At 71.6% G+C, this 26,923-nt stretch carries 19 protein-coding genes and 1 pseudogene; 10 read left to right on the top strand and 10 right to left on the bottom strand.

The window, feature by feature from the left end; translation table 11 throughout:
* Window positions 1-300, top strand: a pseudogene (locus tag AB0I76_RS03200) (hypothetical protein); the annotation flags it as partial.
* A gap of 131 nt (window positions 301-431) precedes the next feature.
* Window positions 432-815, top strand: a complete 384-nt coding sequence (locus AB0I76_RS03195; RefSeq protein ID WP_357029213.1) for a hypothetical protein — start codon at window positions 432-434, stop codon at window positions 813-815.
* A gap of 109 nt (window positions 816-924) precedes the next feature.
* On the opposite strand, the gene AB0I76_RS03190 is transcribed toward AB0I76_RS03195, so the two are convergent.
* Entirely contained in the window at window positions 925-2,718 is a 1,794-nt protein-coding gene (locus AB0I76_RS03190; RefSeq protein ID WP_357029210.1) for a glycoside hydrolase family 6 protein, read from the bottom strand.
* Window positions 2,719-3,240: 522 nt separating this feature from the next.
* Between AB0I76_RS03190 and AB0I76_RS03185 the strand changes: the two genes are divergently transcribed.
* Together AB0I76_RS03185 and AB0I76_RS03180 are read left to right on the top strand one after the other, a co-directional pair.
* Window positions 3,241-4,332 (top strand): hypothetical protein, encoded by a 1,092-nt coding sequence (locus AB0I76_RS03185; RefSeq protein ID WP_357029207.1) that lies wholly within the window; start codon window positions 3,241-3,243, stop codon window positions 4,330-4,332.
* A 1-nt stretch (window position 4,333) separates the two neighbouring features.
* On the top strand, window positions 4,334-5,026 hold the full coding sequence (locus AB0I76_RS03180) for a class F sortase (protein ID WP_357029216.1): 693 nt from the start codon (window positions 4,334-4,336) through the stop codon (window positions 5,024-5,026).
* Between the two features lie 80 nt (window positions 5,027-5,106).
* Here AB0I76_RS03180 and AB0I76_RS03175 read toward each other — a convergent pair whose 3' ends face one another.
* The gene (locus AB0I76_RS03175; RefSeq protein ID WP_357029204.1) at window positions 5,107-10,170 is read right to left on the bottom strand and encodes an NAD-glutamate dehydrogenase; all 5,064 of its coding nucleotides are present in this window, start codon (window positions 10,168-10,170) and stop codon (window positions 5,107-5,109) included.
* Window positions 10,171-10,462: 292 nt separating this feature from the next.
* On the opposite strand from AB0I76_RS03175, the gene AB0I76_RS03170 reads away from it, so the two are divergent.
* Window positions 10,463-12,418, top strand: coding sequence for a penicillin-binding transpeptidase domain-containing protein (locus AB0I76_RS03170; RefSeq protein WP_357029201.1), 1,956 nt, complete (start codon window positions 10,463-10,465; stop codon window positions 12,416-12,418).
* Between the two features lie 225 nt (window positions 12,419-12,643).
* Here AB0I76_RS03170 and AB0I76_RS03165 read toward each other — a convergent pair whose 3' ends face one another.
* From AB0I76_RS03165 to AB0I76_RS03145, 5 genes are all read right to left on the bottom strand, one after another.
* On the bottom strand, window positions 12,644-13,843 hold the full coding sequence (locus AB0I76_RS03165) for an arginase family protein (protein ID WP_357029198.1): 1,200 nt from the start codon (window positions 13,841-13,843) through the stop codon (window positions 12,644-12,646).
* Window positions 13,844-13,909: 66 nt separating this feature from the next.
* A complete protein-coding gene (locus AB0I76_RS03160) occupies window positions 13,910-14,839 on the bottom strand; it encodes a tetratricopeptide repeat protein (RefSeq protein WP_357029195.1) in 930 nt (309 codons plus the stop codon).
* 213 nt (window positions 14,840-15,052) lie between these two features.
* Window positions 15,053-16,741 carry a methylmalonyl-CoA mutase family protein gene (locus AB0I76_RS03155; RefSeq protein WP_357029192.1) on the bottom strand — a complete coding sequence of 563 codons (1,689 nt, stop codon included), beginning with the start codon at window positions 16,739-16,741 and terminating at the stop codon, window positions 15,053-15,055.
* Between the two features lie 119 nt (window positions 16,742-16,860).
* Window positions 16,861-17,100: a 4-oxalocrotonate tautomerase family protein gene (locus AB0I76_RS03150; protein WP_357029189.1), complete on the bottom strand. Its 240-nt coding sequence runs from the start codon at window positions 17,098-17,100 to the stop codon at window positions 16,861-16,863.
* A gap of 31 nt (window positions 17,101-17,131) precedes the next feature.
* Window positions 17,132-17,845: an SDR family oxidoreductase gene (locus AB0I76_RS03145; protein WP_357029186.1), complete on the bottom strand. Its 714-nt coding sequence runs from the start codon at window positions 17,843-17,845 to the stop codon at window positions 17,132-17,134.
* Window positions 17,846-17,952: 107 nt separating this feature from the next.
* On the opposite strand from AB0I76_RS03145, the gene AB0I76_RS03140 reads away from it, so the two are divergent.
* A complete protein-coding gene (locus tag AB0I76_RS03140; protein WP_357029183.1) occupies window positions 17,953-18,573 on the top strand; it encodes a TetR family transcriptional regulator in 621 nt (206 codons plus the stop codon).
* A 66-nt stretch (window positions 18,574-18,639) separates the two neighbouring features.
* On the opposite strand, the gene AB0I76_RS03135 is transcribed toward AB0I76_RS03140, so the two are convergent.
* The 3 genes from AB0I76_RS03135 to AB0I76_RS03125 all read right to left on the bottom strand — a co-directional run bounded on the left by AB0I76_RS03135 (window position 18,640) and on the right by AB0I76_RS03125 (window position 21,347).
* Window positions 18,640-19,053 carry an Asp23/Gls24 family envelope stress response protein gene (locus AB0I76_RS03135; protein WP_357029180.1) on the bottom strand — a complete coding sequence of 138 codons (414 nt, stop codon included), beginning with the start codon at window positions 19,051-19,053 and terminating at the stop codon, window positions 18,640-18,642.
* A 90-nt stretch (window positions 19,054-19,143) separates the two neighbouring features.
* Window positions 19,144-20,151: a methylmalonyl Co-A mutase-associated GTPase MeaB gene (meaB, locus tag AB0I76_RS03130; RefSeq protein WP_357029177.1), complete on the bottom strand. Its 1,008-nt coding sequence runs from the start codon at window positions 20,149-20,151 to the stop codon at window positions 19,144-19,146.
* Between the two features lie 2 nt (window positions 20,152-20,153).
* The gene (locus tag AB0I76_RS03125) at window positions 20,154-21,347 is read right to left on the bottom strand and encodes an acetyl-CoA C-acetyltransferase (RefSeq protein WP_357029174.1); all 1,194 of its coding nucleotides are present in this window, start codon (window positions 21,345-21,347) and stop codon (window positions 20,154-20,156) included.
* 62 nt (window positions 21,348-21,409) lie between these two features.
* On the opposite strand from AB0I76_RS03125, the gene mce reads away from it, so the two are divergent.
* The 4 genes from mce to AB0I76_RS03105 form a co-directional block, all read left to right on the top strand.
* A complete protein-coding gene (gene mce, locus AB0I76_RS03120; RefSeq protein ID WP_357029171.1) occupies window positions 21,410-21,883 on the top strand; it encodes a methylmalonyl-CoA epimerase in 474 nt (157 codons plus the stop codon).
* A gap of 296 nt (window positions 21,884-22,179) precedes the next feature.
* Window positions 22,180-23,535, top strand: coding sequence for a crotonyl-CoA carboxylase/reductase (gene ccrA / locus AB0I76_RS03115; RefSeq protein ID WP_357029168.1), 1,356 nt, complete (start codon window positions 22,180-22,182; stop codon window positions 23,533-23,535).
* Window positions 23,536-23,824: 289 nt separating this feature from the next.
* Complete coding sequence (locus AB0I76_RS03110) at window positions 23,825-25,081, top strand: cell division protein DivIVA (protein ID WP_357029165.1); 1,257 nt, start codon at window positions 23,825-23,827, stop codon at window positions 25,079-25,081.
* A gap of 176 nt (window positions 25,082-25,257) precedes the next feature.
* Window positions 25,258-26,923, top strand: a 1,666-nt coding sequence (locus AB0I76_RS03105; protein ID WP_357029162.1) for a hypothetical protein, incomplete at its 3' end; no start/stop codon positions are given.

The following is a 26,923-nucleotide window of genomic DNA, read 5'->3' as shown; positions in this document are numbered from 1 at the left end:
GCCCGGCCCGCCGGTTCCGCCGTCGCGGCCGAGCCGGCGACGCTGTTCGACCCGCAGACCGCCCAGGGCTTCCGGGACCGGTGGCGGGACGTCCAGCTGCGGTTCGTGGACGACCCGCGGGCGGCGGCCGGTGAGGCCCAGTCGCTGGTCGACGAGGCCATCCAGGCCCTCGCCTCGGCCCTGTCCGCGCAGAAGTCCAAGCTGGGCACGTGGCAGGACGCCGGCTCGGCCGACACCGAGCAGCTGCGGATGGCGGTACGCCAGTACCGCGACTTCCTGGACCGCGTCCTCGGCCGCTGAGCCGTACGCACGGGTGCCCCGGCGGCGTGCCCGCCGGGGCACCGTCATGTTCCGGTGGGCGGCGCATGGCGGTGTCCGCAGGGGGTACGTGAGAAGGAAGCGAACCCGCGTGCGGACAGGAGGGCGGCGCCATGACGGATCGTGACCGGAACCGACCGCTGGAGGAGAGCCCCGAGGTGGCCGCGGCGGTGGAGGACGACACGGGCGTACCCCAGCTGATGACCGGGGGCGGCGCCGACCGGGACAACCCGTCGTTCACCGAGCCCGGCGGCCGACCGGACCGGGACGCGCCGACCGAGGACATCCTCGGTGACCCGTACGCCGCCGGTACCGGCGCGACCGGCACCGGCACCGGAGCCGGCGGGGACAACATCCGTACCGGGGCGGAGCAGCCCTGGGAGGCGGAGGACCTGGTGAAGGCCCGGGGCCAGGACATGACGCCGGAGAACCTGGAGCGCGCCCGCCGCGACCTGGCCGAGATGGGTCAGGCAGCCATCGAGCGCACCGTGCCCTGATCGGCAGGGGGCCCCTGGCCCGACCACCGGAGCGGTCGGACCAGGGGCCGGGGAACCTGCCGCTGGAAGCGCCTCACCTACTGCCAACGGCGGGTGGGCGTGCCGGCTCTCAGAGCGCCGGATAGGCGTTCTGCATCAGCTGGGCGAACTGGGCCGGGAACCACGCGCCGGAGATCGGCGCGTTCGGCAGGGCACCGGTCATGCTGTTGCCGTTGCGGGCGTTGCCGGTGTACGTCGGGTCGCACATCCGGTCGAAGCCCTTGCCCTCGTTGTTCGGGATGGCGGTGCTGGAGCCGTCCGACTCACCCGGGGGCTTCACCCAGACATACGCGTCGATGCCCGGCTCCGGCGCGGCCTTCGGGCGCTCGCCCAGGCCGGCCCCGGCCTGGTTGCACCAGTTGCCGGCGTGGATCCGGCGGTCGACCCGACCACCGTTGACGTACGTGTCCACGCTGGTCGTCGCACCCGGGCCGGTGGGCCGGGCGGTGCCGCCCCAGCCGTTGCGGGAGGTGTCGATCAGCATGCCGATGTTGCTGTTGAAGCCCTTGGAGACCAGCTCGTTGCGGAAGGCCTGGGCGAACGACAGCTCGTCGACGTAGAAGTTCCAGTCGATCCACTTGGACTGGCGGACCGTCTGACCGTTCACCGTGTCGGTGATCTTGATGTACGGCTCCTTCAGAGCCGAGTAGTTGGCCGTGTTGACGATGAAGCCGTGCACGTTGTTGACCGTGCTACCGGAGGCGACCGCGGCGTCCTTCAGGATCTGCGCGGTCGGGCTGAAGTTGCTGTCCCAGCCGATCCAGCCGTGGTGCGCGGCGTCGATGTAGTTGTAGACGTTGCCGATCGCGCCCAGCTTCGCCAGGGCGTAGCCGACGCCGTTGACGTACGCGCCGTTGGCCTTGACCGTGTCGCACATGGCCGTGCCACCCGGGTTGCCGGAGGTGTTGGTCACCAGGTTCGGCAGTGAGTCGATCTCGATGATGTTGATGATCCGCAGGCTCGCGTACTTCGGGTCGGCCTGGATGGCCGCAATCGGGTCGATGTACTCGGCCTTGTACCGGGGCAGCTCGTCCGGGCCCAGCTCACCGTTGGAGGCGAGCGCGGCGCAGTCCCGGCCGGGCAGGTTGTAGATCACGAACTGGATGTAACCGGCACCCTGCTTCAGCGCCTCGTTCAGGTGGTCGCGTACGCCGAACGCACCGTTGGAGCTGCTGTCCGGGGTGCCGTTGATGGCGGCGATCCGGTCCAGCCACACGGCGGTCGGGTTGTTGGACACCCGGCTGCCGCCGGCGACCGACTCGGCCTTGGCCTTCCACTCCGGGTTCACGTAACCCTTGGCGCCCACGTAGGGGTTGTCGGCCTTCGGGCCGTTGGTCGGCGGAGGCGTGGTGGGCGGTGGGGTCGTCGGCGGAGGCGTGGTGGGCGGCGGGGTCGTCGGCGGCGGTGTGGTGGGCGGTGGGGTCGTCGGCGTGGTGCCACCGTTGCAGGTCACCCCGTTCAGGGTGAACGAGGTCGGCTTCGGGTTGCTGCCGCTCCAGGCGCCGTTGAACCCGATACTGACGGTCGCGCCACTGGCGACCGACCCGTTGTAGGACTCGTTCTGCGCGGTGACGGTCCGCCCGGACTGCGACCAGCGGGCCGACCAGCCCTGCTGCACCCGCTGGTTGGCGTCGGGGAAGGTGAAGCCCAGCGTCCACCCGTTCAGGGCGTCGCCGATGTTCTTGATGTTCACGGTGGCGGTGAACCCGCCCGGCCAGTCGTTGGTCGTGTACGACACGTCGCACTGTGTCGCCGCGTGCGCGACGGTGACCGGGAGGGTCACCAGTCCGCCCGCGACCAGGGCGCCCGCGCCGGTCAACGCGAGGGCCCGGCGGGGGCCGGACAGCCTTCTCCACACATTCATGCCACTGATCTCCTTGGGCGAGTCCGGGCGCGGGTACGGCCCGGCGGAACGGCCCGATGGGCGTCCTGTGCGGACGACCGCCGGCGCCGACGGGAATGTCTTCCGGTTGCCCGACCCGGACGGGCGGTGGTGGTGGGTGGTGCCGACCGGCTCGCGGAGGCGCCGGTCGTCGGTGGGAGGTCGTCCGGTGTGACCGGTGCCCTCGACTTCCCTGCCCTGCGCGGTGTGGCTCCTGCAACCGCGTGCGCCGATTCTTGCATGGGAGCGCTTCCATGGCAATGCCTCGATGTCGTGCCGATAATGCCCGACCGGACCGCTCCGGCGCGCGACGGCGGCAAGGGTGCGGGGCGACACGAGCGGACGAGACATGCCGTGAAAGGGGGTGTAGCACCTCTAAGCCGCTTATCTCCAAGACAGGTCAAAACGCGAATCTTTCCCTTCATAAGTCGTGAAACGGTCTAACGTCGGTCGTAGCTCGGTTGTCGCCGAGCTCAGGACAACAGGGATGGAGTGACGCAGGTCATGGCAAACAAGATGCTCGGGAAGGTCGTTGCGGGCGCTGCCCTCGGTGGCGCTTCCCTGCTCGTGTTCACGCCGGGGATCGCGTTCGCGGACGGTCACCACCACGACGAAGAGGGCAAGGTCTACGCCAAGCCGCACGTGGTCAAGGCCGGCGACGAGGTCAAGCTCCTGGAAATCTGCGAGGAGCCGCAGGAGCACGCGTACGTCTGGTCGAAGGTCACCGGCAAGGTCAAGCTCAAGCCAGCCCACGACCGGGAGGAGCGCGGCGGCGACCGCGGCGACCGCGATCACGGCAAGGACGAGTGGAAGGGCCGCGACGACCACAAGGACAAGGACAAGGGCCGGGACGACAAGGGCCACGACGGCAAGGACAAGCCGAAGCCGCAGCCGACCGGCACCGCCACCACCAAGCCGGGCACGCCGCCCGCGCAGCCGCCGGCCGGTCAGCCGCCGGCGAACGGCCAGGGCGGGGGCGCCGACGCCGCCGGGGCCGAGGGGTCGCGCGACTACAACGGCTACGAGCACGGTCAGGACGCCGAGGGCCGCGACAAGGGCCACGACTACGACCGCGAGGGCGGCGAGGGTCGCGACTGGAACGGCCACGAGGAGTACGACCGCGGGGGCCGCGACGACAAGGGCCACGAGTACGACCGCGGGGGCCGCGACGACAAGGGCCACGAGTACGACCGCGAGGGCGGCGAGAGCCGCGACAGCAAGGGCCACGACGAGTACGGCTCGGACCGGGGCGGCGAGAGCCGCGACTGGAAGGGCCGCGAGGAGTACGGGTCGGACGAGGAGTCCGAGGGCTACGGCAAGGACAAGGACCGCTGGGAGCACAAGCGGGACTACGTCTACTACGGCGAGGCCACGGTCTCCGAGGACGCCGAGCCGGGCCGCTACAAGCTCAAGGGCTCGTGCGGCGAGGGCGAGCTGGTCGTGCTGCCGAACGGTGGGGTCGACGGTGGTGACGGCGGCGTCGGCGCCGGCACCGACCGGGGCCTGGCCGCCGGCGGGGCGAGCCTGATCGGCGCGGCCGCCCTGGGCGGCATCGTGCTGATGCGCCGGCGTCGGACCGATGAGTCCTTCGTCTGAGTTGGCGACGACACGGGCCGGCGGCCGTCACGGGAAACCGTGGCGCGCCGCCGGCGCGGCCGTCGTCGTCCTGCTCGCGATGGTGGGCGCCGGCCTGGTCGGTGCCTCCCTGAAGACCGCGCCCGCTCCCCGACCTCCGCAACCGCTCGCCCAGGCCGGACCGGACGTGACCGGACCGGCGGTCACCGACACGGACCCGGACACCGCCGCCGACCCCGCGCCGGCCCGGACCGGCCTCCCCCCGTCCGTCCCCACGAAGATCACCATCCCCAGGATCGGGGTGGACGCCTCGGTCATGTCACTCGGCACGAACCCGGACGGCACCGTCGAGGTTCCCCCGCTGGACCAGGCGCAGCTCGCCGGCTGGTACTCGAAGGGCGTCAGCCCGGGCGAGGTCGGCAACGCGGTGATCGTCGGCCACGTCGACTCCGCCAAGTTGGGCCCGGCGGTCTTCTTCTCACTCGGCGCGACGCAGCCGGGTGACGCCGTCACCGTCACCCGCGCCGACGGCCGGCAGGTCACCTTCACCATCGACGCGGTGAAGTCGTACCCGAAGGACGCCTTCCCCACCGAGCTGGTCTACGGCCCGAACGAGCGTCCCGGGCTGCGGGTCGTCACCTGCGGCGGGGTCTTCGACTCCGCCGCCGGCAGCTACCCGGACAACGTGGTCGTCTTCGCCACCCTGGCGGAGTGAGGCCGGAGCGCCCAAGGGACGACGCGGAGCGGCCCGGCCGGTCGGAGGATCCGACCGGCCGGGCCGCGTCACACGTGCGGTCAGGCGGCCGCGGAGGTCCGCACCAGGGTACGGATCTGCCGCAGCAGCACGGACAGGGCGGCGAGGTCCGCCCGCGACTCGTCGAACTCCCCCATCGCCCGGTGGGCGCGGTGGATCGAGGTGGCGTTCGACTGCTCCCACTGCTGCACCCGCTCGTGCGGCGGCAGGCTGTCCGGAGTGGAGTCGAGCACCTCGGCGGTGAGCGCGGCCAGCGCGGCGTACAGGTCGTAGCGCAGCGCCATCCGGGCCAGTGTCTGCCAGCGGTCCTCGCGCGGCAGCAGGGAGATCTTCGACAGCAGGGAGTCGACCCGGAACCGGTCGGAGAGCACGAAATAGACCGAGGCCACCTCGCTGACGTTCCGGCCGCTGCTGGTGGCGGTCTCCACCACGTCGAGCAGGCCGAAGCTGTACATCAGCCGGACCGCGTGCACGGCCAGCTCCCGCGGCAGGCCCTTGGCCGCCATCGACTCCATGTGCGCCGCGATGGCCTCCCGCTCGCTGCCGTAGAACAGCGTCTCCAGCCCCGGCAGGAGCTGGGCCACACCGTCCCGCAGCCGCCGGATCTCCGCCGGCACGTCGATCGGCGAACGACGGTTGGTCACCAGCCACCGCACGGCCCGGTCGAGCAGCCGACGGGTGTCCAGGTAGGCGTTGGTCTGGAGCTCGGGGGCGACCTTGTTGTCCAGGTCCTCCACCGCGTCCCACAACTCGTGCAGCCCGAACACCTCGCGGACCACCACGTACGCGCGGATCACGTCCGCGGCCGAGGCGGCCGTCTCCTCCACCACCCGGAAGACGAACGAGATGCCGCCCCGGTTGATGGCCTCGTTGACCAGGACCGTCGTCACGATCTCCCGGCGCAGGCGGTGCCGCGACATCCGGTCGGCGAACCGCTCCCGCATCGGGGTCGGGAAGTAGTTCACCAGGACGTCGTTGGTCCACTCCTCGTCGGCCAGCCCCTCGGCGAGGATGTCCCGCTCCAGGACGATCTTGACGTACGCGAGCAGCACCGCGAACTCCGGCGCGGTCAGTCCGGACTCGGTCCGGACCGCCAGTTCCTCGTCCGGCGGCAGCGCCTCCAGCGCCCGGTCCAGCGCGCCGGAGCGCTCCAGGTCGGTGATCATCCGCCGGTGCACCGGTAGCAGCGAGGCGGCCTGCGCCTGAGCGTTGTTGACCGCCCGTGCCTGGTCGTAGTTGTCCCGCAGCACCAGGTCGGCGACCTCGTCGGTCATCTGCGCGAGCAGCTCGTCCCGTTCGGGGACGGTCAGCTCACCGTCGGCGACCGCCGTGTTCAGCAGGATCTTGATGTTGACCTCGTGGTCGGAGCAGTCCACCCCGGCGGCGTTGTCGATGAAGTCGGTGTAGATCCGGCCGCCGGTCAGGGCGTACTCGATGCGGCCGAGCTGCGTGCAGCCCAGGTTGCCGCCCTCGCCGACCACCCGGCACCGCAGGTCCTTGCCGTTGACCCGGATCGCGTCGTTGGACTTGTCGCCCACCTCCGCGTTGGTCTGGCTGGACGCCTTCACGTAGGTGCCGATGCCGCCGTTCCAGAACAGGTCGACCGGCGCGGTCAGGATCGCCTTCATCAGCTCCTGCGGCGAGAGCTGGGTGACGTCGTCGTCGAGGCCGAGCACCGCGCGGACCTCCGGCGTGATCGGCACCGACTTGGCGGTACGCGGGTACACCCCGCCACCGGCCGAGATCAGCTCCGCGTTGTAGTCCTCCCAGGACGACCGGGGCAGGTCGAACAGCCGCTTCCGCTCCGCGTACGAGGTGGCGGCGTCCGGGTCCGGGTCGAGGAAGATGTGCCGGTGGTCGAACGCGGCCACCAGCCGGATGTGCTCCGACAGCAGCATGCCGTTGCCGAACACGTCACCGGACATGTCACCGACACCGGTCACCGTGAAGTCCTGGCTCTGGGTGTCGTGGCCCAGCTCCCGGAAGTGCCGCTTGACCGACTCCCAGGCCCCGCGGGCGGTGATGCCCATCTTCTTGTGGTCGTAGCCGGCCGAACCGCCCGAGGCGAACGCGTCACCGAGCCAGAAGTTGTGCGCGATGGAGATCTCGTTGGCGATGTCGGAGAAGGTCGCGGTGCCCTTGTCCGCCGCGACCACCATGTACGGGTCGTCGCCGTCGTGCCGGACCACGTCCTCCGGCGGCACGATCTCGCCGCTGACGATGTTGTCCGTGACGTCGAGCAGCGCCGAGACGAACTCCTTGTAACAGGCGACCGCCTCGTCCCGGTCGCCCGGCTTCTGCTTGAGCACGAAGCCGCCCTTGGCGCCGACCGGCACGATCACGGCGTTCTTCACCATCTGCGCCTTGACCAGGCCGAGCACCTCGGTGCGGAAGTCCTCCCGCCGGTCGGACCAGCGCAACCCGCCCCGGGCCACCGGCCCGAACCGCAGGTGCACGCCCTCGAACCGGGGCGAGTACACGAAGACCTCGAACTTCGGCCGGGGTGCCGGCAGGTCGGGGATCGCCTGCGGGTCCAGCTTGAACGCGACGTACGACTTGGGTCGCCCGTCGGCGCGCTTCTGGTAGAAGCTCGTCCGCAGGGTGGCCTGCATCAGCGTCAGGTACGACCGCAGGATCCGGTCCTGGTCCAGGCTCGCCACGTCGTCGAGCGCGGCCCGGATCTCGGTCACCAGGTCGGCGCTGCGCCGCTGCCGCTCCTCGGCGTCGATCTCGCCGGGCGCGAACCGCACCTCGAAGAGGTCCACCAGCAGCGCCGCGATCCGCGGGTACGCGATGAACGTCGCCTCCATGTACTCCTGGGAGAAGACCGTGCCGGCCTGCCGCAGGTACTTCGCGTACGCCCGCAGGACGACGACCTGCCGCCAGGTGAGGCCACCGCGGAGCACCAGTTCGTTGAAGCCGTCCACCTCGGCCTCGCTCCGCCACGCCGCCGCGAAGGCGTTCTCCACGTGCGGGCGCACCTCGGCCAGCTCCTGGTGCCCCTCGGGCAGGCGCAGGCCGAAGTCGTACAGGTAGATCCGGCCGTCGACGCGGTCCACCTCGTACGGGTGCTCGTCGACCACCCGGACGCCGAGCGAGTGCAGCACCGGCAGCACGGCGGAGAGCATCATCGGCTCCCCGTAGCGGTAGACCTTGAACCGCACGTCCATCGACTCGTCAATGTCGAGGGTCCGACCGGAGCGCGGCGCGAGCTGCTTGCGGAACAGGTGCATCTCCAGCTGACCGGCCTCCTCCAGCAGCTCGAGCTTGGCCAGGTCCTTCATCGCCTCGTACGGGGTGTGCCCGTCCTTGTACCCCTCCGGGAACGCGTCGGCGTACCGGCTGAACAGGTGCTTGGCCTGCTCGTCGCCGAGCTTGCGCTCCAGCACCAGCCGGTAGTCGTCGTCCCAGAGCCGGGTGGCGTCGGCCAGCTCCTCGGCGAGCAGGTCCGCGTCGATGTCGCCCGGCGGCCTGGTCGGGTCGGTCCGGACGATGAAGTGCACCCGGGCGAGCATCGACTCGGTGACCCGGGTGGTGTAGTCGACCCCGACCCCGTTCAGCTCACGGAGCAGGATGTCCTGCATACGGAGCCGGTTCTGGGTGGTGAACCGGTCCCGGGGCAGGTAGATGAGGCACGAGATGAACCGCCCGTACGCGTCCCGGCGCAGGAAGACCCGCAGCTGGCGGCGGCCGGCCATGCGCAGCACGCCGATCACCGCGTGGTAGAGGTCCTCGGTCTTGATCTGGAACAGCTCGTCGCGCGGGTACGTCTCCAGGATCTGGAGCAGGTCCTTGCCGGAATGGCTGCGCAGGCTCAGGCCGGAGCGGTCCAGCACCTCGGCGACCTTCCGCCGGACGACCGGCAGCTCCTGCACGCTGGTCCGGTACGCGGCGGTGGAGAACAGGCCCAGGAAGCGCCGCTCGCCGACCACCTCGCCGGCCTCGTTGAAGATCTTGAAGCCGATGTAGTCAAGGTACGCCGAGCGGTGCACCGTGGCCCGCGAGTTCGCCTTGGTGATGATCAGCAGGCGCTTCTCGGTGACCTTCTCGTGCGCCTCCGACGTCATCGTCGACAGGGCACGGGCGTCCGTGGAGTCCGAACGCAGGATGCCGAGCCCGGTCCCGAGCACCGCCTCCAGGGCCTTGCCGCCGCCCTCGCCGTCCTCGGCGGGCGCGTCGACCAGCTTGTACTCCCGGTAGCCGAGGAAGGTGAAGTGGTCGTGGGCGAGCCAGCGCAGCAGCTCGACCGAGTCGGTGATGTCCTTCTCCGGAACCGGCGGGCGGTTGTCGCTGGTCCGGGCGGTGGCCAGCTCGTCGGCGAGGGCGAGCGCGCGCTGGCGCATCTTCGGCCAGTCCTCGACCGCCTCCCGGACGTCGGTGAGCACCCGCTGGAGCTCCCGCCGCAGCCGGTCCCGCTCCGCCGGGTCCCGGACCGGGTCGATCTCGACCCGCATCCAGCTCTCGACCAGGTCACCGGCGATCGCGTCGTCCGGCTCCACGTCCGCGGCCACCTCGACCAGCCGACCCAGCGGCTCCCGCCGCACCACGACCAGCGGGTGCACCAAAAGGTGCACGTCGAGGTGGTGCGAGTTGAGCAGGGCGGTCACCGAGTCGACCAGGAAGGGCATGTCGTCGGTGACGATCTCGATGACCGTGTGGTGCTGGTCGGCATCAGGTTCGTGGATGCGCAGCTTCAGCTCGCCCGGTACCCGCTGCTGGGCAAGGTCCCGGTGTGCACGGGCCGCGTCGAGCATCTCCTCGGCGGTGAAGCCGATCAGCTCCTCGTCCGGCGCGAATCGCCAGAAGCGGCCGACCAGGGTCGCCACGTCGTGGTCGTCGCCGGCGAGCGCGACCGCCTGGGCCACCAGGCGCTCTGCGTTGGGTACCGGTTCGTCGAGTTCCGAATCCTCCACGTCGTCGGCCAGCGCCTCTGCTGGCAGACCCAGGTCGTAGATGGTGTCGATACTCGAACCGGTCATCCCGGTCACTCCTGTGTCGAGACGGTCGTAACCGTCTCCATCGGTTGCCGAATCGAAGCTGTCGTCCCGGCCGGTGTCAACCTGCCGGAGGTCGGGTCCCGGTTTGATAGCCGGACGCCGGTCCATCGGTGCCACTCCCCTCGACCCACCGCGTTGTGGGTCACTCTGCCGCCAGCCTAGGCCCTGCCGATGTGCCCCTTCGTCGGCGGACCACAGTGCGGACGTCCGGATCCGGACTCTGTCCTTTCACCCGTTGTGGGTACGAGGTTGGCCGGTCCAGGAGTACCCCGCATGGTGTTGTTCATCACCCCGGCTCGCCCTGCGTCTTGCCCCGTCGCCCCAGGTCGCACACGCGGGGCACCGCCTCGGGCGGCCGGGTACTACGGTGCAGGAAGTCCGATCTCGGAGGGACCGCTCCATGCATCTGTCGTACCCCGGCCGGCGCCGGCTCCACCCGGCGCTGGCGCTGCTCACCGCGACCGCTCTCGCCGCCGGCGCACTCACCGGTTGCTCGTCCGACGACGGACCGAAGGACACGGTCGACGCCTTCCTGACCGGCTGGCGCTCCGGCGACCTCCAGAAGGTCGGGTTCGTCGACCCGACCGGCGCGAAGGTGCCGGCGGCGGACGTCGCACGCGAGATCCGGGAGCTGTCCGGCGAGTTGGCCACCACCCCGCCCGCGCTGCGCCGGATGGGCGACCCGACGGTCACGAAGGGCACGGCCACCGCCACCGTCGCCGTGGAGTGGACGCTGCCGGGCGACACCCGGTGGGCGTACGAGCGGCCGGTGCGCCTCACCCGGGGCCGCGACGACCGGTGGCAGGTCATCTGGGAGCCAGCGGTGGTGCAGGAGCAGCTCACCCGGGGTGACCGACTCGGCCTGCGCCGGGACACCGGCAAGCGCGCGGCCGTGCTCGACGCCGCCGGTCAACCCGTCGTGGCGCCCCGGCCGGTGGTCCGGGTCGGGGTACAACCGAACGAGGTCACCGACGTCCGGCGGCTGAGCCGGCAACTGGACACCGCCTTCCGGGCGATCCGCCCGGCACTCGTCCCGGCGGTCGACCTGTCCGACCTGCCCAAGCGCGTCGCCGAGGCCGAGCCGGGCGCGTTCGTCGAGGTGGTGACCCTCCGGAGGGACGCGTACCTGCAGATCAAACCGCGCATCTACGACCTTGCCGGCACGAAGTTCCGCGACGACACCCTCGACCTGGCACCCACCCGTGAGTTCGCGCGTGCGGTGCTCGGCAGCGTCGACCCGGCCCAGGCCGACGACCTGGCGAAGTTCCCCGACCGGTACGTGGCCGGCGACCTGGTCGGCCACGGCGGTCTCCAGGGTCGCCACGACGAGCGGCTGCGGGGCGTACCGGGGCTGACCGTGATCGTCCAGCGCCCCGGCGAGGACGGAAAGCTGGTCCCCACCGGCGACGAGGTGTTCCGCCGGGAGCCCCAGCCGGGCCAGCCGGTGAAGACCACGCTCGACGTGGCCGTCCAGAACGCGGCCGACACGGCACTGCGTCCCGAGAAGCGGCGCTCCGCCCTGGTGGCCGTACGCGTCAGCGACGGTGCCGTGCTCGCCGCGGCGAACGGCCCCGGACCGGCCGGGGAGAACCTCGCCTTCACCGCCCAGGTGCCGCCCGGCTCGACGTTCAAGATGGTCAGCGCGCTCGGCCTGCTGGACAGGGGCACGGTCACTCCCGACGCGCCGGTGGACTGCCCGAAGCTCTTCCCGGTGGAGGGCCGGTCCTTCAAGAACTCCGACGACTTCGCGCTCGGCCGGGTGCCGTTCCGCACCGACTTCGCCAAGTCCTGCAACACCGCCTTCGCGGCACTGGCGCCCCAACTGGGCGCCGACGGGCTCGCCGTCACCGGCCGGGCGCTGGGCCTGGAAGGCCAGTGGGACGTCGGCCTGGACGCGTTCACCGGCAAGGTCTCCGCGAACGGCGGCGGCACCGAGCAGGCCGCCGCCGCGATCGGTCAGGGCACCACCGTGGTCAGCCCGGTGGCGATGGCGGGTGCCACCGCGGCGGTCGCCCGCGGGCGCTTCGTGCAGCCGAAGCTGGTGCTCGACCCGGCCCCCGCCAAGCCGGCCGCCGACGGGCCGGAGCTGAAGGCCGAGTCCGTCACCGCGCTGCGCGCGATGATGCGCGAGGTGGTCACCGCCGGCACGGCCACCGCCCTGGCCGACGTGCCCGGCGATCCGGTGCACGGCAAGACCGGCACGGCCGAGTACGACAACAACCCGAAGAACACCCACGCGTGGTTCGTCGGCTGGCAGGGCGACGTGGCGTTCGCCGTCTTCGTCGAGAAGGGCGGCGCCAGCACCGACACCGCGGTACCGATCGTCGAGCGCTTCCTGCGCGCCCTGCCCCGCTGACCCGGCGCCGGCCCGCACGGCCCCGCGTGCGTGAGGCCGCACCGCCCGGGCCGGCGGGGCGGCCGGTCGACCAGCAAGATCACGCAACAACATGGATGTAGTGGTCATGTCGCGCCTGGGAAGCCACCACATCCCGGATCGAGCGCGATCTTGCGGCAGCGGCGCAGCAGCGGCAGAGCAGCAGCGACGACAGCGGCGGCCGGACGGGCAGGCCGACGGACGGAGTCAGGCGATGCCGGCGGCGGAGTGGGAGCTGTCGTCCTCCGGCCCGACCATTTCCGCGTCCGGGCCGGGCGACGGGGACCGGCGCAGCAGCCCGGGGCCGGCCGCGGCGGGCGGCCCGACCGGTTCCAGGGCGACCGGGGCGTCGTCGGGCACCTCGCGCGGGGTCTCGACGGCGGAGGAGCGGCCCTCACTCCGGCGACCGTCGGCGTCCAGGGCGGCCGGCCGGACGTCGCCCCGGCGTGGGGCGGGCGGCGGGCCGGGCAGCAGCCGGGGCGGCACCGCCTCGGGGGCGGAGACCGGCCGCAGACCGGCCACCACCGTGTTGACGATCTCGGCCGCGTACGACCCGTCCGCGTCGTAGTCGGGGTCGAACACGGTCAGCTCGACGCCGAGGCAGTGCGGGGTGTCGACCAGGCCGGCGAGCAGGATCTCCAACTCGGCGAACGCGATCCCACCGGGGTCGGGCGCGTCGACGGCCGGCATGACCGCCGGGTCCAGCACGTCCACGTCGACGTGCACCCAGTAGCCCGCGCAGTCGGCCAGCTGCTCGTGGGCCCACTGCGCGGTCCGCGCCGCACCCTCGGCGCGCAGCGCCGGCACCGGCCGGGTGGTGATGCCGGCGGCCTGGAGGTCCAGGCGGTACTCGTCCTGCGCCCGGATGCCGAGCACCACCACGTCGATGTCCCGGAAGTACGGTCGGCGTCCCTCGATGGCCGCCAGGTCGGCCTGTCCCCGCCCGGTGACCAGGGCGAGGTCTTCTCCCGCGGCCGCGCCCACGTACGAGGCGTTGCCCGGGTGCCGGAAGTCGGAGTGGCCGTCGACGAAGACGAGCCCGATCCGGCCGCCGACCGCCTCGCCGAGCCGGTGCATGGCCAGGGCGGAACCCAGCAGGATCGAGCAGTCTCCGCCGAGCACCAGGGGGAACTCCCCCCGGTCGATGATCGCGCCGATCCGCTCGGCGAGCGCCACCGAGTAGCCCGCGATCTCCGGGGCGTGGCAGACCCCGTCCCCGGGCCGCCAGTCCCCCGGGTCGTACCGGGGCGGGGTGAGGCAGCCGGCGTCCCGGGCCCGCAGCCGGGCGAGCAGGTCGTGGTCGCGCAGCGCGCCGGGTGCCTTGACGCAGCCGGGTACCGACGTGACGGTGGGTGGCCGCAGGCCGAGGTTGCTGGGCGCGTCGAGGACGGCGATCCGGCGCATCATGGGCTCCCGTCCTCGAAGGTCGAGCGGGCCGGCCGGAACGCCGGCCCGCGCTGGCGTGTCAGATGCTCAGAACAGGGCGCTGGCCAGGGCCCGCCGCGCCGAGGCCACGGCCGGGTCGTCCGGGCCGGCGACGGTGAAGAGGCCGACCAGGTGCTGGCGTACCGTCTCCCGGTCGTCACCGAAGGTGCGGCGGACCAGGCCGACCAGACGCTGGTAGGCCTGCTCGGCCATCCCGCTGAGCACCTCGATGTCGGCGGCCAGGAGCTGCGCCTCGACGTCGTCGGGGGCGGCCTCCGCGGCGGCGAGCGCGGCCCGGGGGTCGGCTCCGGCGACCCGACGGGCCAGCCCGACCTGGGCGAGGCCCGCCTCCGCCGCGGCGTCCCCGGGGGTCTCGGCCAGGATCTTCCGGTACGCGCGCTCGGCCTCGTCCAGGTCGCCGCTCATCAGGGCGTCGTCGGCCTCGTCGAGGCGCGGGTCGACCGCCTCGGCGACGGACACACCGCCGGCCTTGAGCACCGCGGAGATCCACTGCCGCAGCTGGGCCTCGGGGACGACCCCGGAGAAGGCGTCGATCGGCTGGCCGCCGACGACGGCGTAGACCATCGGGATGCCCTGCACCCGGAACATCTGGGCGATCCGCGGTTGCTGCTGAACGTCGACCCGGGCCAGGACCCAGGCACCGTCCCCCTCGACCGCCAACTGCTCCAGCAACGGCGCGAACTGGTCGCTCTCCGGATAGCCCGCGGCACCGAAGAAGACCAGGACGGGCTTTTCCAGAGACCGTTCGAGCACCTCGGACTGGAGGGTCGCCTCGGTCACGTCGATGGCGGTGACGCCGCCGCCGGCAGCACCCGGGAAACCGGCCGACGAGTCGGCGGACGGGCCCGGCTGCGCGGGGGTGGCGGGGCGGGAGGGGGCCGGTGCGGGGGTGCGCAGCGCGCTGAGGTCGACCGCGCCGCGGGTGAAGATCGACGAGGTGATCCGTGGGTCGCTCATGGTTATCTAGTCTCGCACGCGCCGCGCGGATCTCCGATCAACCGCGACGGCGACAGTTGCGGTTCTCACCCCTGCTCACCCACCCTGCCCGCGCCCCACCCCACCACTCCCGCGATCATGCACTTCGGGTCGCCGACACGCACGGAATGCGGCATTCGCCGGGGCAGAAAATGCAAGATCGCGGGGGCGGGGTGGGTGAGGGCCCGGGGGGGGTTAGAAGCGGGCGGGCTCGCGGTAGATGCCCCATTCGGTGCGGAGGGCGTCGCAGATCTCGCCGAGGGTGGCCTCGGCGCGGACCGCGTCCAGCATCGCCGGGATCATGTTGCCGTCGGTGCGGCTCACCTCGACCATCCGCGCGACGGCGGCCTGGACCGCCGCCTCGTCGCGGGCGGTCTTGCGCTCGGCGAGCACCCGGCGCTGCTCCAGCTCGACCTCGTGCGAGATGCGCAGGATCTCGAGGTCCTTGGCGACCGTGCCGGTGTGGCAGTTGACACCGACGATCTTCTTGTCGCCCTTCTCCAGCGCCTGCTGGTAGACGAAGGCCGACTCGGCGATGTGGCCGGTGAACCAACCGTCCTCGATGCCGCGCAGGATGCCGGAGGTCATCGGGCCGATCTGGTGCGGGCCCTCGCCGCCGAGCTGGCGGATCCGGGCGAAGATCTCCTCCGCCTCGGCCTCGATCTTGTCGGTCAGCGCCTCGACGTACCAGGAGCCGCCCAGCGGGTCGGCCACGTTGACCACGCCGGTCTCCTCCATCAGCACCTGCTGCGTACGCAGGGCGATCTCGGCGGACTCGTCGGTGGGCAGGGCCAGAGTCTCGTCCAGGGCGTTGGTGTGCAGCGAGTTCGTCCCGCCGAGCACCGCCGCGAGGGCCTCCACCGCCGTCCGCACCACGTTGTTGACCGGCTGCTGGGCGGTCAGCGAGACACCGGCGGTCTGCGTGTGGAACCGCAGCCAGAGGGCCTTCTCGCTGGTGGCGCCGTAGACGTCGCGCAGCCAGCGGGCCCAGATCCGGCGGGCCGCGCGGAACTTCGCGATCTCCTCGAAGAAGTCGACGTGCGAGTCGAAGAAGAAGCTCAGGCCCGGGGCGAACACGTTGACGTCCAGCCCGCGCGAGAGCCCCAGCTCGACGTACCCGAAGCCGTCGGCCAGGGTGTACGCCAACTCCTGCGCGGCGGTCGAGCCGGCCTCCCGGATGTGGTAGCCGGAGACGGAGAGCGGCTTGTAGCGCGGGATCTCCCGGGCGCAGTACTCCATCAGGTCGCCGATGAGGCGCAGGTGCGGCTCCGGGTCGAAGAGCCACTCCTTCTGCGCGATGTACTCCTTGAAGATGTCGGTCTGCAGCGTGCCGTCCAGCTTGGACAGATCGGCGCCCTGCCGTTCGGCGGCGACCAGGTACATGCAGAAGACCGGCACGGCCGGGCCGGAGATGGTCATCGAGGTGGTGACGCCGGCCAGGTCGATGCCGTCGAAGAGCGCCTCCATGTCGGTGGCGGTGTCGATGGCGACGCCGCAGTGGCCGACCTCGCCGAGCGCCTGCGGGTCGTCGGAGTCGCGGCCCATCAGGGTCGGCATGTCGAACGCGACCGAGAGTCCGCCACCACCAGCGCCGAGGATCATCTTGTAGCGCTCGTTGGTCTGCCGGGCGTTGCCGAAGCCGGCGAACTGCCGGATCGTCCAGGTCCGCCCGCGGTACCCGGTCGGGTGCAGGCCCCGGGTGTACGGGTACTCGCCCGGCCACCCGATTCGCTCGAAGCCCGGGTAGGCCGTCCCCTCGGGCGGGCCGTAGACCGGGTCGACGCTCATCCCGGACAGGGTGGTGAAGTCGGCGTCCCGCTTGCGTGCGGCGTCGTAGCGGGCCTGCCAGCGCGCCCGTCCGGCGGCGATCTCGTCGGCGTTCATCCGCGGGGCTCCTCCTCGAGTCCTCGACTGCACCCCGAGTGTAGAGCCCTGACCTGAACGATCGCTAAGGATGTTCGTACCGGTCGGTAACGTCACCGACCGGTACGCGCCTCGATCGGCTACTGGGACGAACCCGGGCCCTGCAGTCGCCGGAACTCCTCCACCGGCAGGCCGCCCCGTCCCCAGTTCTCGGTGTCGACCTCGTCGATCACCACGAAGGTGGAGGACAGCGGCTTGTTCAGGACATCGAGCAGCAGTTGGCTCACCCCCTTGATGAGGGCCGCCTTCTCCTCGGCGGTCGCCGCGGAGGCACCGGGCGTGCTGCCCTCGCGGGTGATCTGGATGGTGACGATCGGCATCGTCGTGCTCCTTCTACGGCTTGCGGAGGGGTCAGTGACCGGCGTTCTGGCCGCCGTCGACGTGCAGGATCTCGCCGGTGACGAAGGGCGCGGACTCGAGGTAGACGACGGCGTCGACGATGTCGCTGGTCTCACCCATCCGACCGACCGGGTGCAGGCCGGCGAGGGTCTCGTGGGCCTCGACCGGGTGCATCGGGGTCTTGATGACGCCCGGCGCGACGACGTTGACCCGCACGCCCCGGCTCGCGTACTCGATGGCCAGGGACTTGGTTGCGGAGTTGAGGCCGCCCTTGGTCAGCGACGCGAGCACGGACGGGACCTTGGAGTTGGGCTGGTCCACGAGGGCGGTCGTGATGGTGACGATGTGTCCTGCGCCGGTGGCCAGCAGGTGCGGCAGGGCGCGCCGGGTGAGCTGGAAGAAGCCGCTGAGGTTGACCCCGGTAGCCAGGGCGTAGTCCTCGTCGGTGTAGTCGGTGAACGGCTTGGCGAGGAAGACGCCCGCGTTGTTGACCACCGTGTCGATGCGGCCGAAGCGCTCAAGGGCAGCGCCGACCACCCGCTCCGCGGTGTCGGCGTCGGCGATGTCGCCCTGGACGGTGACGATCTCCGGATCGTTGGCGGCGCCGATCGAGCGCGAGGTCGCCACGACCCCGTACCCGAGCTTGCGGTACGCGTCCACGAGGCCGGCGCCGATGCCCTGAGAGGCACCGGTGATCACTGCGACCTTCTGTCCCTGACTGCTCATGATTCCTCTTCCTGACTGGCCGGAGCTCTTGTTGGCGCCGACCCGGGATGGCCAGTAGACGACTGGTCGACAAAAAGCTAGCCGACCGGTCATGTATCTTCAAAGCCATGGGACGGACGAGTGACGCGCGGAACAAGATCCTCGGCGCGGCCGCGATGCTGCTGGAGCAGCGCGGCTATTCCGCGCTGGGCGTGGCGGAGATCTGCACCACGGCGGGCGTGCCGAAGGGCAGCTTCTACTACTTCTTCGACTCCAAGCAGGCTCTCGCGCTCACCGTGATCGACGACCACTGGGCGAGCCAGCGGCGGAGGTGGGTCGAGCTGCTCAGCAGCGACCGCGACCCGCTGCGGCGCCTGCGGGACCTGTTCGAGGCCACCGAGGAGGTGCAGCGTGCCGGGCAGCGCAAGGGCGGGCTGGTCGTCGGCTGCCTGTTCGGCAACCTCGCGCTGGAGCTGAGCAACCAGGCCGAGGAGATCCGTGGCCGGCTACAGGAGATCTTCGAGGCCCAGATCGACCTCATCGAGCGGGTGGTGGTCGAGGCGAAGGACCAGGGCCAGGCCGGCCCGGCGGTCGACGCCCACGAAGCCGCGCGGTCGATGGTCGCCCAGATCGAGGGGCGCGCGCTGCTGGCCAAGTTGCTCAACGACCCGGCCCAGCTCGAGACGCTGTGGCGCAACAGCCTGGACCTGCTCCAGGTGCCGCCGCAGATCCGGGCCTCGCTGGGCTGAGCGGCGCCCGTTCGCGCGGACCGGCCGGTGGACCCGGGCGGCCCGGACCGGCCGCCGCGGGCAGCCTCAGACCGACGGCAGCGGCGGATCGCCCAGCGCCACGTCGTCCACCCGGATGTTGATCTCGGCGACCCGCAGCCCGTACGACTCGACCGCCGCCGTCACCGCGGCCCGCACCCCGTCGGTCACCTGCGGCACCGGGTGACCGGCCTCGATCACCAGCACCAGGTCGACCACCGCCGCACCGTTGGTGACGTTCGCCGAGCAGCCGCGCCGGGCGTCGCCGACCTGGTCCAGGCCGACCCGGTCCAGCACGGCGTTGAAGAACCGGGCGACGTCACCGCCCAGCTCGGCGACTCCGGGCACCGACCTTGCGGCGGCCACCGCGATCTTCTCGACCACCTCGTCGGAGACCTGGGTGGTCCCGCCCGCCACCGCGTCCGGTGTCACCGACAGCTCCCGCGTCACCTCGTCGCCCATGTCTCCCCACACCGTCGTCGCGCCCCACGGGTCCGTGGGCGAGGCGAGCGTACTAGCCGGAGAGGGTCCGCAGTGGACGGGTCGGTGCGGTCAGGACGCGATCTGGGACAGCAGCTCGTCGGCGGCGGCGTACGGGTCGAGGGAGCCCTCGGCCACCTTCGCGGCGAGCGCCGGCAGCTCCGTACCGTCGCGGAGCGAACCGATCCGGGCGCGGAGCGCGCCCAGCGCGATCGCCTCGACCTCCGCGGCGGCCCGCGCCTCCTGCCGGCGGCGCAGCTCGCCGTGCTCGACCAGCCAGCCGCGGTGCTTGTCGATGGCGGCGGCGATGTCGTCGATGCCCTCGCCCCGCGCGGCGATCGCGCGCACGACCTGCGGCCGCCACTGCCCGGGGCCGCGCTCACCCAGGGCGATCATGCCCTGGATGTCGCGCACGGTGGCGTCGGCGCCGTCCCGGTCGGCCTTGTTGACCACGAAGACGTCGGCGATCTCCAGGATGCCGGCCTTCACCGCCTGGATCGCGTCGCCCATCCCGGGCGCGAGCAGCACCAGCGTGGTGTCGGCCAGCGAGGCCACCTCGACCTCGGCCTGCCCCACACCGACGGTCTCCACCAGCACCACGTCGCAGCCGGCGCCCTCCAGCACCCGGACCGCCTGGGGCGTCGCGGCGGAGAGCCCGCCGAGGTGGCCCCGACTGGACATCGAGCGGATGTAGACGCCGGGATCCGTCGCGTGGTCCTGCATCCGCACCCGGTCGCCGAGGATCGCCCCACCGGTGAACGGGCTGGACGGGTCGATCGCCAGCACGCCCACCCGGTGCCCGCGCGCCCGTAGCGCCCGGACCAGCTCGTTGGTGGTGGTCGACTTGCCCACGCCGGGCGAGCCGGTCAGACCGACCACCTGGGCCTGACCGGCGTACGGCGCGAGCGCCGCGGCGATCCGCGGCAGCGTCTCGTCGCCGGACTCCACCAGGGTGATCAGCCGGGCCACCGCGCGGGGGTCACCCGCGCGGGCCCGCTCGACCAGCAGGGGTACGTCCCGGCTGCGGCGCACCGGAATGGTGGCAGCCGCAGCCGGCACGCTCTCGACTGCGTCGCTCACGGTCAGCTCTCGCCGCCCGCCGGCACGTGGATGATCAGCGCGTCGCCCTGGCCACCGCCGCCGCAGAGGGCCGCCGCGCCGGTGCCGCCGCCGCGCCGCTTCAGCTCCAGCGCCAGGGTCAGCACCAGTCGCGCGCCGGACATGCCGATGGGGTGGCCCAGCGCGATCGCGCCGCCGTTGACGTTCACCTTGTCGAGGCTGACGCCGAGGTCACGGGTGGACTGGATGCCGACCTGGGCGAACGCCTCGTTGATCTCGATCAGGTCGAGGTCGGAGACGCTCAGCCCGCCCTTCTTCAGCGCGTGCTGGATGGCGTTGGACGGCTGCGAGTGCAGCGAGTTGTCCGGGCCGGCGACGTTGCCGTGCGCGCCGATCTCCGCCAGCCAGGTCAGCCCCAGCTCCCGGGCCTTCGCCTTGCTCATGACCACCACGGCGGCGGCGCCGTCGGAGATCGGCGAGGAGCTGCCGGCGGTGATCGTGCCGTCCTTGGCGAACGCCGGACGCAGCTTTCCGAGCGACTCGGCGGTGGTGTCCGGCCGGATGCCCTCGTCCTCGCTGATCACCAGCGGGTCACCCTTGCGCTGCGGGATGATCACCGGGGTGATCTCGTCGGCGAAGTGGCCGTTCTTCTGGGCGGCGGCGGCGCGCTGGTGGCTGGCCGCGGCGAAGGCGTCCTGCTCCTCGCGGCTGATGCCCTTGGTGGTGCCGTGGCGCTCGGTCGACTCGCCCATCGAGCAGCAGTCCCAGGCGTCGGAGAGGCCGTCCAGCGCCATGTGGTCCTTGACCACGACGTCGCCGTACTTGTAGCCGGAGCGCTGGCCCATCAGCAGGTGCGGGGCGTTGGTCATCGACTCCATGCCGCCGGCGACGACGATGTCGAACTCGCCGGCGCGGATGAGCTGGTCCGCCAGGGCGATCGCGTCCAGCCCGGAGAGGCAGACCTTGTTGATGGTCAGCGCCGGCACGGACATCGGGACGCCCGCCTCGACGGCCGCCTGGCGGGCCGGGATCTGCCCCGCGCCGGCCTGGAGAACCTGACCCATGATCACGTACTGCACCTGGTCGGGGGCGATCCCGGCGCGCTCCAGCGCCGCCTTGATCGCCACGCCACCGAGCTTGGTCGCGGGGAGGTCCTTGAGGTTGCCCAGCAGCCGCCCCATCGGGGTCCGCGCGCCGCTGACGATCACCGAAGCCATGCCTGCCTCCGAGGGGGGGTGCGACCTGTACGCCTTAACGATTGTTCGGTCAGACTAGCGCCATGGCTGAGAACTCCCCCGTCGAGCCCGCTGCGGACTACGTCACAGACATCGGGCTGCGGCGCATCGACCACGTCGGGGTCGCCGTCGCCGACCTCGACGCCGCGATCGACTTCTACCAGCGGACGTTCGGCATGCGCTGCGTCCACGAGGAGACCAACACCGAGCAGGGCGTACGCGAGGCGATGCTGGCCGTCGGCCCGACCACCGAGGGCGGCTGCGTCCAGTTGCTGGCCCCGCTCACGCCCGAGTCGACGATCGCCAAGTTCCTGGACCGCAACGGCCCGGGCGTGCAGCAGGTGGCGTACACCGTGGTCGACATCGACGCGGCCTGCGCGGCGCTGCGCGAGCGCGGCGTCCGGCTGCTCTACGAGACCCCGAAGCGCGGCACGGCGAACTCCCGGATCAACTTCGTACACCCGAAGGACGCCGGCGGCGTCCTCGTCGAACTGGTCGAGCCGGCCGCCGACCACTAGGTGCGGGGAAGGGCCCCCGGCTTCACCGCCTCCGGTGGAGCAGGGGCCCTTCGCAACCGGCCGTCGAGCACGCCCCTGCGCGGTACGCCGTCCAGCCGGTCAGCTTCACGCATCGGTCGATGCAGTTTTTCACAGAGGGCTTCCGGCCCTAGCTACCGTTCAGTAACGTCCGGCCCCACAGCAGCGCGGCCGGTGCCCGATGTGTCGGACGCCGACATGGTGAGCGGCCGCACCGGCGCCGACGATGGCAGGAGCCATGCCCGCGACGCGCGGGTGCGGACGAACGGGAGGTCGACGTGCAGGACATCCTTGAAGCGATCATGGCGGCGGAGGGCTCCGACCGGCCGGAGCGGGAACTGGCCGGTCTCGCCTCGCTTCCGGTACCGGAGTCCTACCGCGGCGTGGTGGTGCGCGCGGAGGAGACGCGCATGTTCGACGGCATGGCCACCCGTGACAAGGACCCCCGCAAGGCGCTGCACGTGCAGGAGGTGCCGACCCCCGAGCTCGCTCCCGGTGAGGCCCTCGTCGCGGTGATGGCCAGCGCCGTCAACTACAACACCGTCTGGACCAGCATCTTCGAGCCGGTGTCCACCTTCAAGTTCCTCCAGCGCTACGGCCGGCTCTCCGAGCTGACCCGCCGGCACGATCTGCCGTACCACGTGGTCGGCTCGGACGCGGCCGGCGTCGTGCTGCGGACCGGCCCGGGGGTGACGAAGTGGAAGGCCGGCGACGAGGTGGTCGCGCACTGCCTGTCGGTGGAACTGGAGGACGCCGCCGGGCACGACGACACGATGCTCGACCCGCAGCAGCGGATCTGGGGCTTCGAGACCAACTTCGGCGGGCTCGCCGAGCTGTGCGTGGTCAAGGCCAACCAGCTGATGCCGAAGCCGGCCCACCTGAGCTGGGAGGAGGCGGCGAGCCCCGGCCTGGTGAACTCCACCGCGTACCGGCAGCTCGTCTCGCACCACGGGGCCAACATGAAGCAGGGCGACGTGGTCCTCATCTGGGGCGCCTCCGGCGGCCTGGGCGGCTACGCCACCCAGATGGCCCTGAACGGCGGCGCGATCCCGGTCTGCGTGGTCTCCTCGCCGGAGAAGGCCGAGCTGTGCCGGAAGATGGGCGCCGAGCTGGTCATCGACCGCACCGCCGAGGGCTTCCGGTTCTGGAAGGACGAGCAGACCCAGGACCAGGACGAGTGGCGGCGCTTCGGCGAGCGGATCCGGCAGCTGACCGGCGGCGAGGACCCGGACATCGTCTTCGAGCACCCGGGCCGGGAGACCTTCGGCGCCAGCGTCTACGTCGCCAAGAAGGGCGGCACCATCGTCACCTGCGCCTCCACCAGCGGCTACCTGCACCAGTACGACAACCGCTACCTCTGGATGCACCTCAAGCGGATCATCGGCAGCCACTTCGCCAACTACCGTGAGGCGTGGGAGGCCAACCGCCTGGTGGCGCTCGGCAAGATCCACCCGACGGTGTCGAAGACGTACGCGCTGGAGCAGACCGGCCAGGCCGCGTACGAGGTGCACCGCAACGCCCACCAGGGCAAGGTCGGCGTCCGCTGCCTCGCCCCGACCGACGGGCTCGGGGTACGCGACGCGGAGCTGCGCGCACGGCACGAGACGGCGATCAACCGGTTCCGGGGACACTGACCCGACGGCTGATGCGTCGATGTCCATTGCGGTGAACGGCGATTGCCTTTCCACTCGGGGTGCGCGACGCGCATTCCAGTGATAACGGCCAGGGCGGAACAAAGGGTCGCGGGTACTCCCCGCGGCCCTTTTCCGTGTCACGCTGCGTGGCCTCCCCGGCGTCCGGGACCTGCCAAGATCGCCGTTTGGTCCGGTGCACGGGACGGCGCCCAGTTGACCATGTAAAGAGGACGGGAAAGCTCCGGGACGCTCTTGCGGAGCACCCTGGGGCGTCTGCCAGTATGTTCCAATGCCCCAGCAGCAGTCCTCCCCTCTTGCGTTCTTCGATAACGCGAACTCGCAGCCCGATTTCACCGTTGGCCTGCGCGGATACAACGTCGGTCAGGTCGATGACTTCATCGGTCGCCTCAACGGCGCGCTCGCCCAGGCGACCAAGGACCGCGCCGACGCCGAGCAGCGGATGAACGACGCCCAGCGCCGGCTCCGGCAGGCCGAGCAGCGGATGAGTGCCCTGGAGCAGAAGCTCACGGACACCAACAAGCAGCTCGAGGAGAACAGCCGGCCCACCCTCTCGGGCCTCGGCACCCGCGTCGAGCAGATCCTCCGGCTCGCCGAGGAGCAGGCCAACGACCACCGCAACGAGGCCAAGCGCGAGTCGGAGGGCATCCTGTCCGCCGCGCGCCTGGAGGCGCGGGAGATCACCGACAAGGCGCGAGCCGAGGCGGCGGCCATGAAGGCCACCGCCGAGCGGGAGGCGGGCAGCCTCCGCACCGCCGCCGAGCGGGAGGCGGCCGAGGTCCGGGTCCAGGCCCGGCGCGAGGCCGACACCCTGCGCGCGGACGCGGACCGGGAGACCAAGCAGCTGCGTACGGTCACCGCGCACGAGGTGGCCGAGCTGAAGTCCACTGTCGAGCGGGAAGTCGCCACCCTGCGCGCCACCGCCGAGCGTGAGATCACCCAGCAGCGGGCGAAGGCCGCCCGCGAGGCCGAGGAGAAGCGCGCCGAGGCCACCAAGCTGCTCACCGACGCGCGGGACAAGCGCGACAAGGACCTCCAGGCCCTGGAGCTGCAGCTCGCCGAGCGTCGCGAGAAGGCCGAGCGCGAGGAGTCGGAGCGGCACGCCGCGCAGGTCGCCCAGACCCAGAAGCTGGTCGGCGAGGCCGAGCAGCGGGCCCGGGCCGCGCAGGAGCGGGCCAAGGAGATCGAGCAGCGCGCCGAGGCCCGCCGGGTCGAGTCCGAGCGCACCGCCAACGAGACGGTGGACAAGGCCAAGGCCCTGTCGGAGAAGACCCTCAACGAGGCGAAGGCGGAGGCGAAGCGCCTGCTCACAGAGGCGCGCACCGAGGCCGAGCTGACCACCCAGGCGGCCCGCCGCGAGGTCGAGGACCTCACCCGCCAGAAGGACGCCGTCACCTCCCAGCTCGGCCAGATGCTGTCCGGCCTGGCCGGCATCGTGCCGGGTGTGCCGGCAGCCCCCGCCGCGGCCAAGACCGAGGTCAAGAAGGACGACGCCGACGCGCGGGCGACCGCGGAGACCGCCAGCTGACCGGCTCGGCCGGGGCATGAACGCCACGGCGCGGGGTGACACCGGGTAACCGGTGCACCCCGCGCCGTACTCGTTTCCCGGCAGGTGAAATGCCCGCGGTACGCAACAGTGAAGTAGGTCCCATCCGGGCCGTCCGTATCGCCCCAGGAGGGCCGGATGCGTGTGAGGATGGGGGCATGTCGCACGGCGAGGAACTGTTCGCTCTCGGCGGGGACGTGACCACGGAGCCCAGCTTCGAGTCCGCTCTGAAGGGGTACGCGAAACGACAGGTCGACCGGTACGTCGCTCGCGCGGAGCACGAGATCGCCACCCTGGCCGCCGAACGGGAACAGGCCTACACGCAGATCCACAAGCTGGCCGGTCAGGTCGAGGTGCTCCAGCGCGACCTGGCCCAGGTGCGCAAACAGGTCGGCGTCGTCGACCGCGCGTCGTTCCGCCACCTCGGGCCCCGGGTGGAACAGATCCTGGCGATGGCCGAGGAGCAGGCCGAGGACATTCTCGCCTCCGCCAACGAGGAGATCGCGGCCCGCCGGGCCGCCGCCGAGCACATCATCGAGGAGGCGCGGGAGCAGGCCGCGAGGGCCCTCAAGGACTTCGAGATCGCGCTGGCCGCCCGCCGTACCGAGGAGGAGCGGCACACCACGGCGCGCAAGGCCGAGGCGGACGCCGCCGTGAGGGCCGCCAAGGAGGAGTCCGAACGGCTTCGCCGGGCCGCCCAGGAGGCGCTGGCCAAGGCCCAGCAGGAGGCCACCCAGCTACGGGACACCGCGAAGGAGATCCACAACCGGGCCCAGCAGGAGGCGACCCGGCTCCGCGAGGCGGCCAAGGAGGCGCACGCCAAGGCGCAGCAGGAGGCGACGCAGCTCCGCGAGGCCGCCAAGGAGGTCCACGCGAAGGCCCAGCAGGACGCCAAGGTCCTCGTGGACCAGGCCACCGAGGCCGGCCGGGCCACCCATGCCAAGGCGCAGCGTGAGGCCAAGCAGATCATCGACGACGCCACCGAGGCCGGCCGGTCGACCCGCAACAAGGCGCGCCAGGAGGCCGAGCTGGTCACCACGAAGGCCACCGAGGCCGCCAAGCGCAACCGCGCGGAGACCGAGGCGTACGTCCAGCGGATGCGCAGCGAGACCGAGGCGTACGTGCAGCACGCCCGCGCCCAGACGCAGCAGGAGCTGGGCGCCTGGCGTGCGGGCGTGGAGAAGGAGGTCAACAGCCGGCGCGAGGCCGCCGACCGTGACCTGGCCCAGCGCCGCAAGACCGCCGAGCAGGAGTTCGCCGCGCGCCGCGACGACCTCGAAAAGCAGTACAAGTCGCGGTTCGTCGAGCTGGAGCAGCAGCACAAGGCCCGGCAGCAGGAGCTGGAGTCGGGCTTCGAGACCCGCCGCGCCGAGCTGGAGTCCGAGTTCGAGACCCGCCGCGAGACGCTGGAATCCGAGTACGCCGCCCGGAAGAACGAGATCGAGCAGGGCGCCGACGCGATCCGCCAGGCCGCGGAGCAGGACGCGCTGACCATGCGCCGTCGCGTCGAGGAGGAGGCTGCCGCTCTGCTGTCCGGGGCCGAGACCGAGGCCGCCGAGAAGCGCCGCAAGGCGGACGAGCACGTCGCCACCTCACGCCGGCAGTTCGAGGAGTACGCGGCCACCACGCAGCAGCACCTCGCGACCACCCAGCAGCACCTCGCCGCGACGCAGCAGGAGGCGGCCTCCGGCCGGCAGCAGCTCGCCCAGGTGATGCTCGAGATCGCCCAGGCCCAGCAGGAGCTCGCCGACCTGCGTCAGGAGACCTGGAAGTCGCGCCAGGAGTCCGACGAGCTCCAGCGGCAGGTGGCGGAGGTGCGGCTGG

It is taken from the genome of Micromonospora sp. NPDC049799 (assembly GCF_040656655.1).
Taxonomy (GTDB): Bacteria; Actinomycetota; Actinomycetes; order Mycobacteriales; family Micromonosporaceae; genus Micromonospora.
Note: the sequence above shows the minus strand (reverse complement) of the source record. Positions and strands in the feature narration are given on the sequence as shown.

Coding starts and splice junctions, on each gene's coding strand:
- AB0I76_RS03195 (WP_357029213.1), top strand. CDS start 432: ATGACGGATCGTGACCGGAACCGACCGCTGGAGGAGAGCCCCGAGGTG.
- AB0I76_RS03190 (WP_357029210.1), bottom strand. CDS start 2,718: ATGAATGTGTGGAGAAGGCTGTCCGGCCCCCGCCGGGCCCTCGCGTTG.
- AB0I76_RS03185 (WP_357029207.1), top strand. CDS start 3,241: ATGGCAAACAAGATGCTCGGGAAGGTCGTTGCGGGCGCTGCCCTCGGT.
- AB0I76_RS03175 (WP_357029204.1), bottom strand. CDS start 10,170: ATGGACCGGCGTCCGGCTATCAAACCGGGACCCGACCTCCGGCAGGTT.
- AB0I76_RS03170 (WP_357029201.1), top strand. CDS start 10,463: ATGCATCTGTCGTACCCCGGCCGGCGCCGGCTCCACCCGGCGCTGGCG.
- AB0I76_RS03165 (WP_357029198.1), bottom strand. CDS start 13,843: ATGATGCGCCGGATCGCCGTCCTCGACGCGCCCAGCAACCTCGGCCTG.
- AB0I76_RS03160 (WP_357029195.1), bottom strand. CDS start 14,839: ATGAGCGACCCACGGATCACCTCGTCGATCTTCACCCGCGGCGCGGTC.
- AB0I76_RS03155 (WP_357029192.1), bottom strand. CDS start 16,741: ATGAACGCCGACGAGATCGCCGCCGGACGGGCGCGCTGGCAGGCCCGC.
- AB0I76_RS03150 (WP_357029189.1), bottom strand. CDS start 17,100: ATGCCGATCGTCACCATCCAGATCACCCGCGAGGGCAGCACGCCCGGT.
- AB0I76_RS03145 (WP_357029186.1), bottom strand. CDS start 17,845: ATGAGCAGTCAGGGACAGAAGGTCGCAGTGATCACCGGTGCCTCTCAG.
- AB0I76_RS03140 (WP_357029183.1), top strand. CDS start 17,953: ATGGGACGGACGAGTGACGCGCGGAACAAGATCCTCGGCGCGGCCGCG.
- AB0I76_RS03135 (WP_357029180.1), bottom strand. CDS start 19,053: ATGGGCGACGAGGTGACGCGGGAGCTGTCGGTGACACCGGACGCGGTG.
- AB0I76_RS03125 (WP_357029174.1), bottom strand. CDS start 21,347: ATGGCTTCGGTGATCGTCAGCGGCGCGCGGACCCCGATGGGGCGGCTG.
- mce (WP_357029171.1), top strand. CDS start 21,410: ATGGCTGAGAACTCCCCCGTCGAGCCCGCTGCGGACTACGTCACAGAC.
- AB0I76_RS03110 (WP_357029165.1), top strand. CDS start 23,825: ATGCCCCAGCAGCAGTCCTCCCCTCTTGCGTTCTTCGATAACGCGAAC.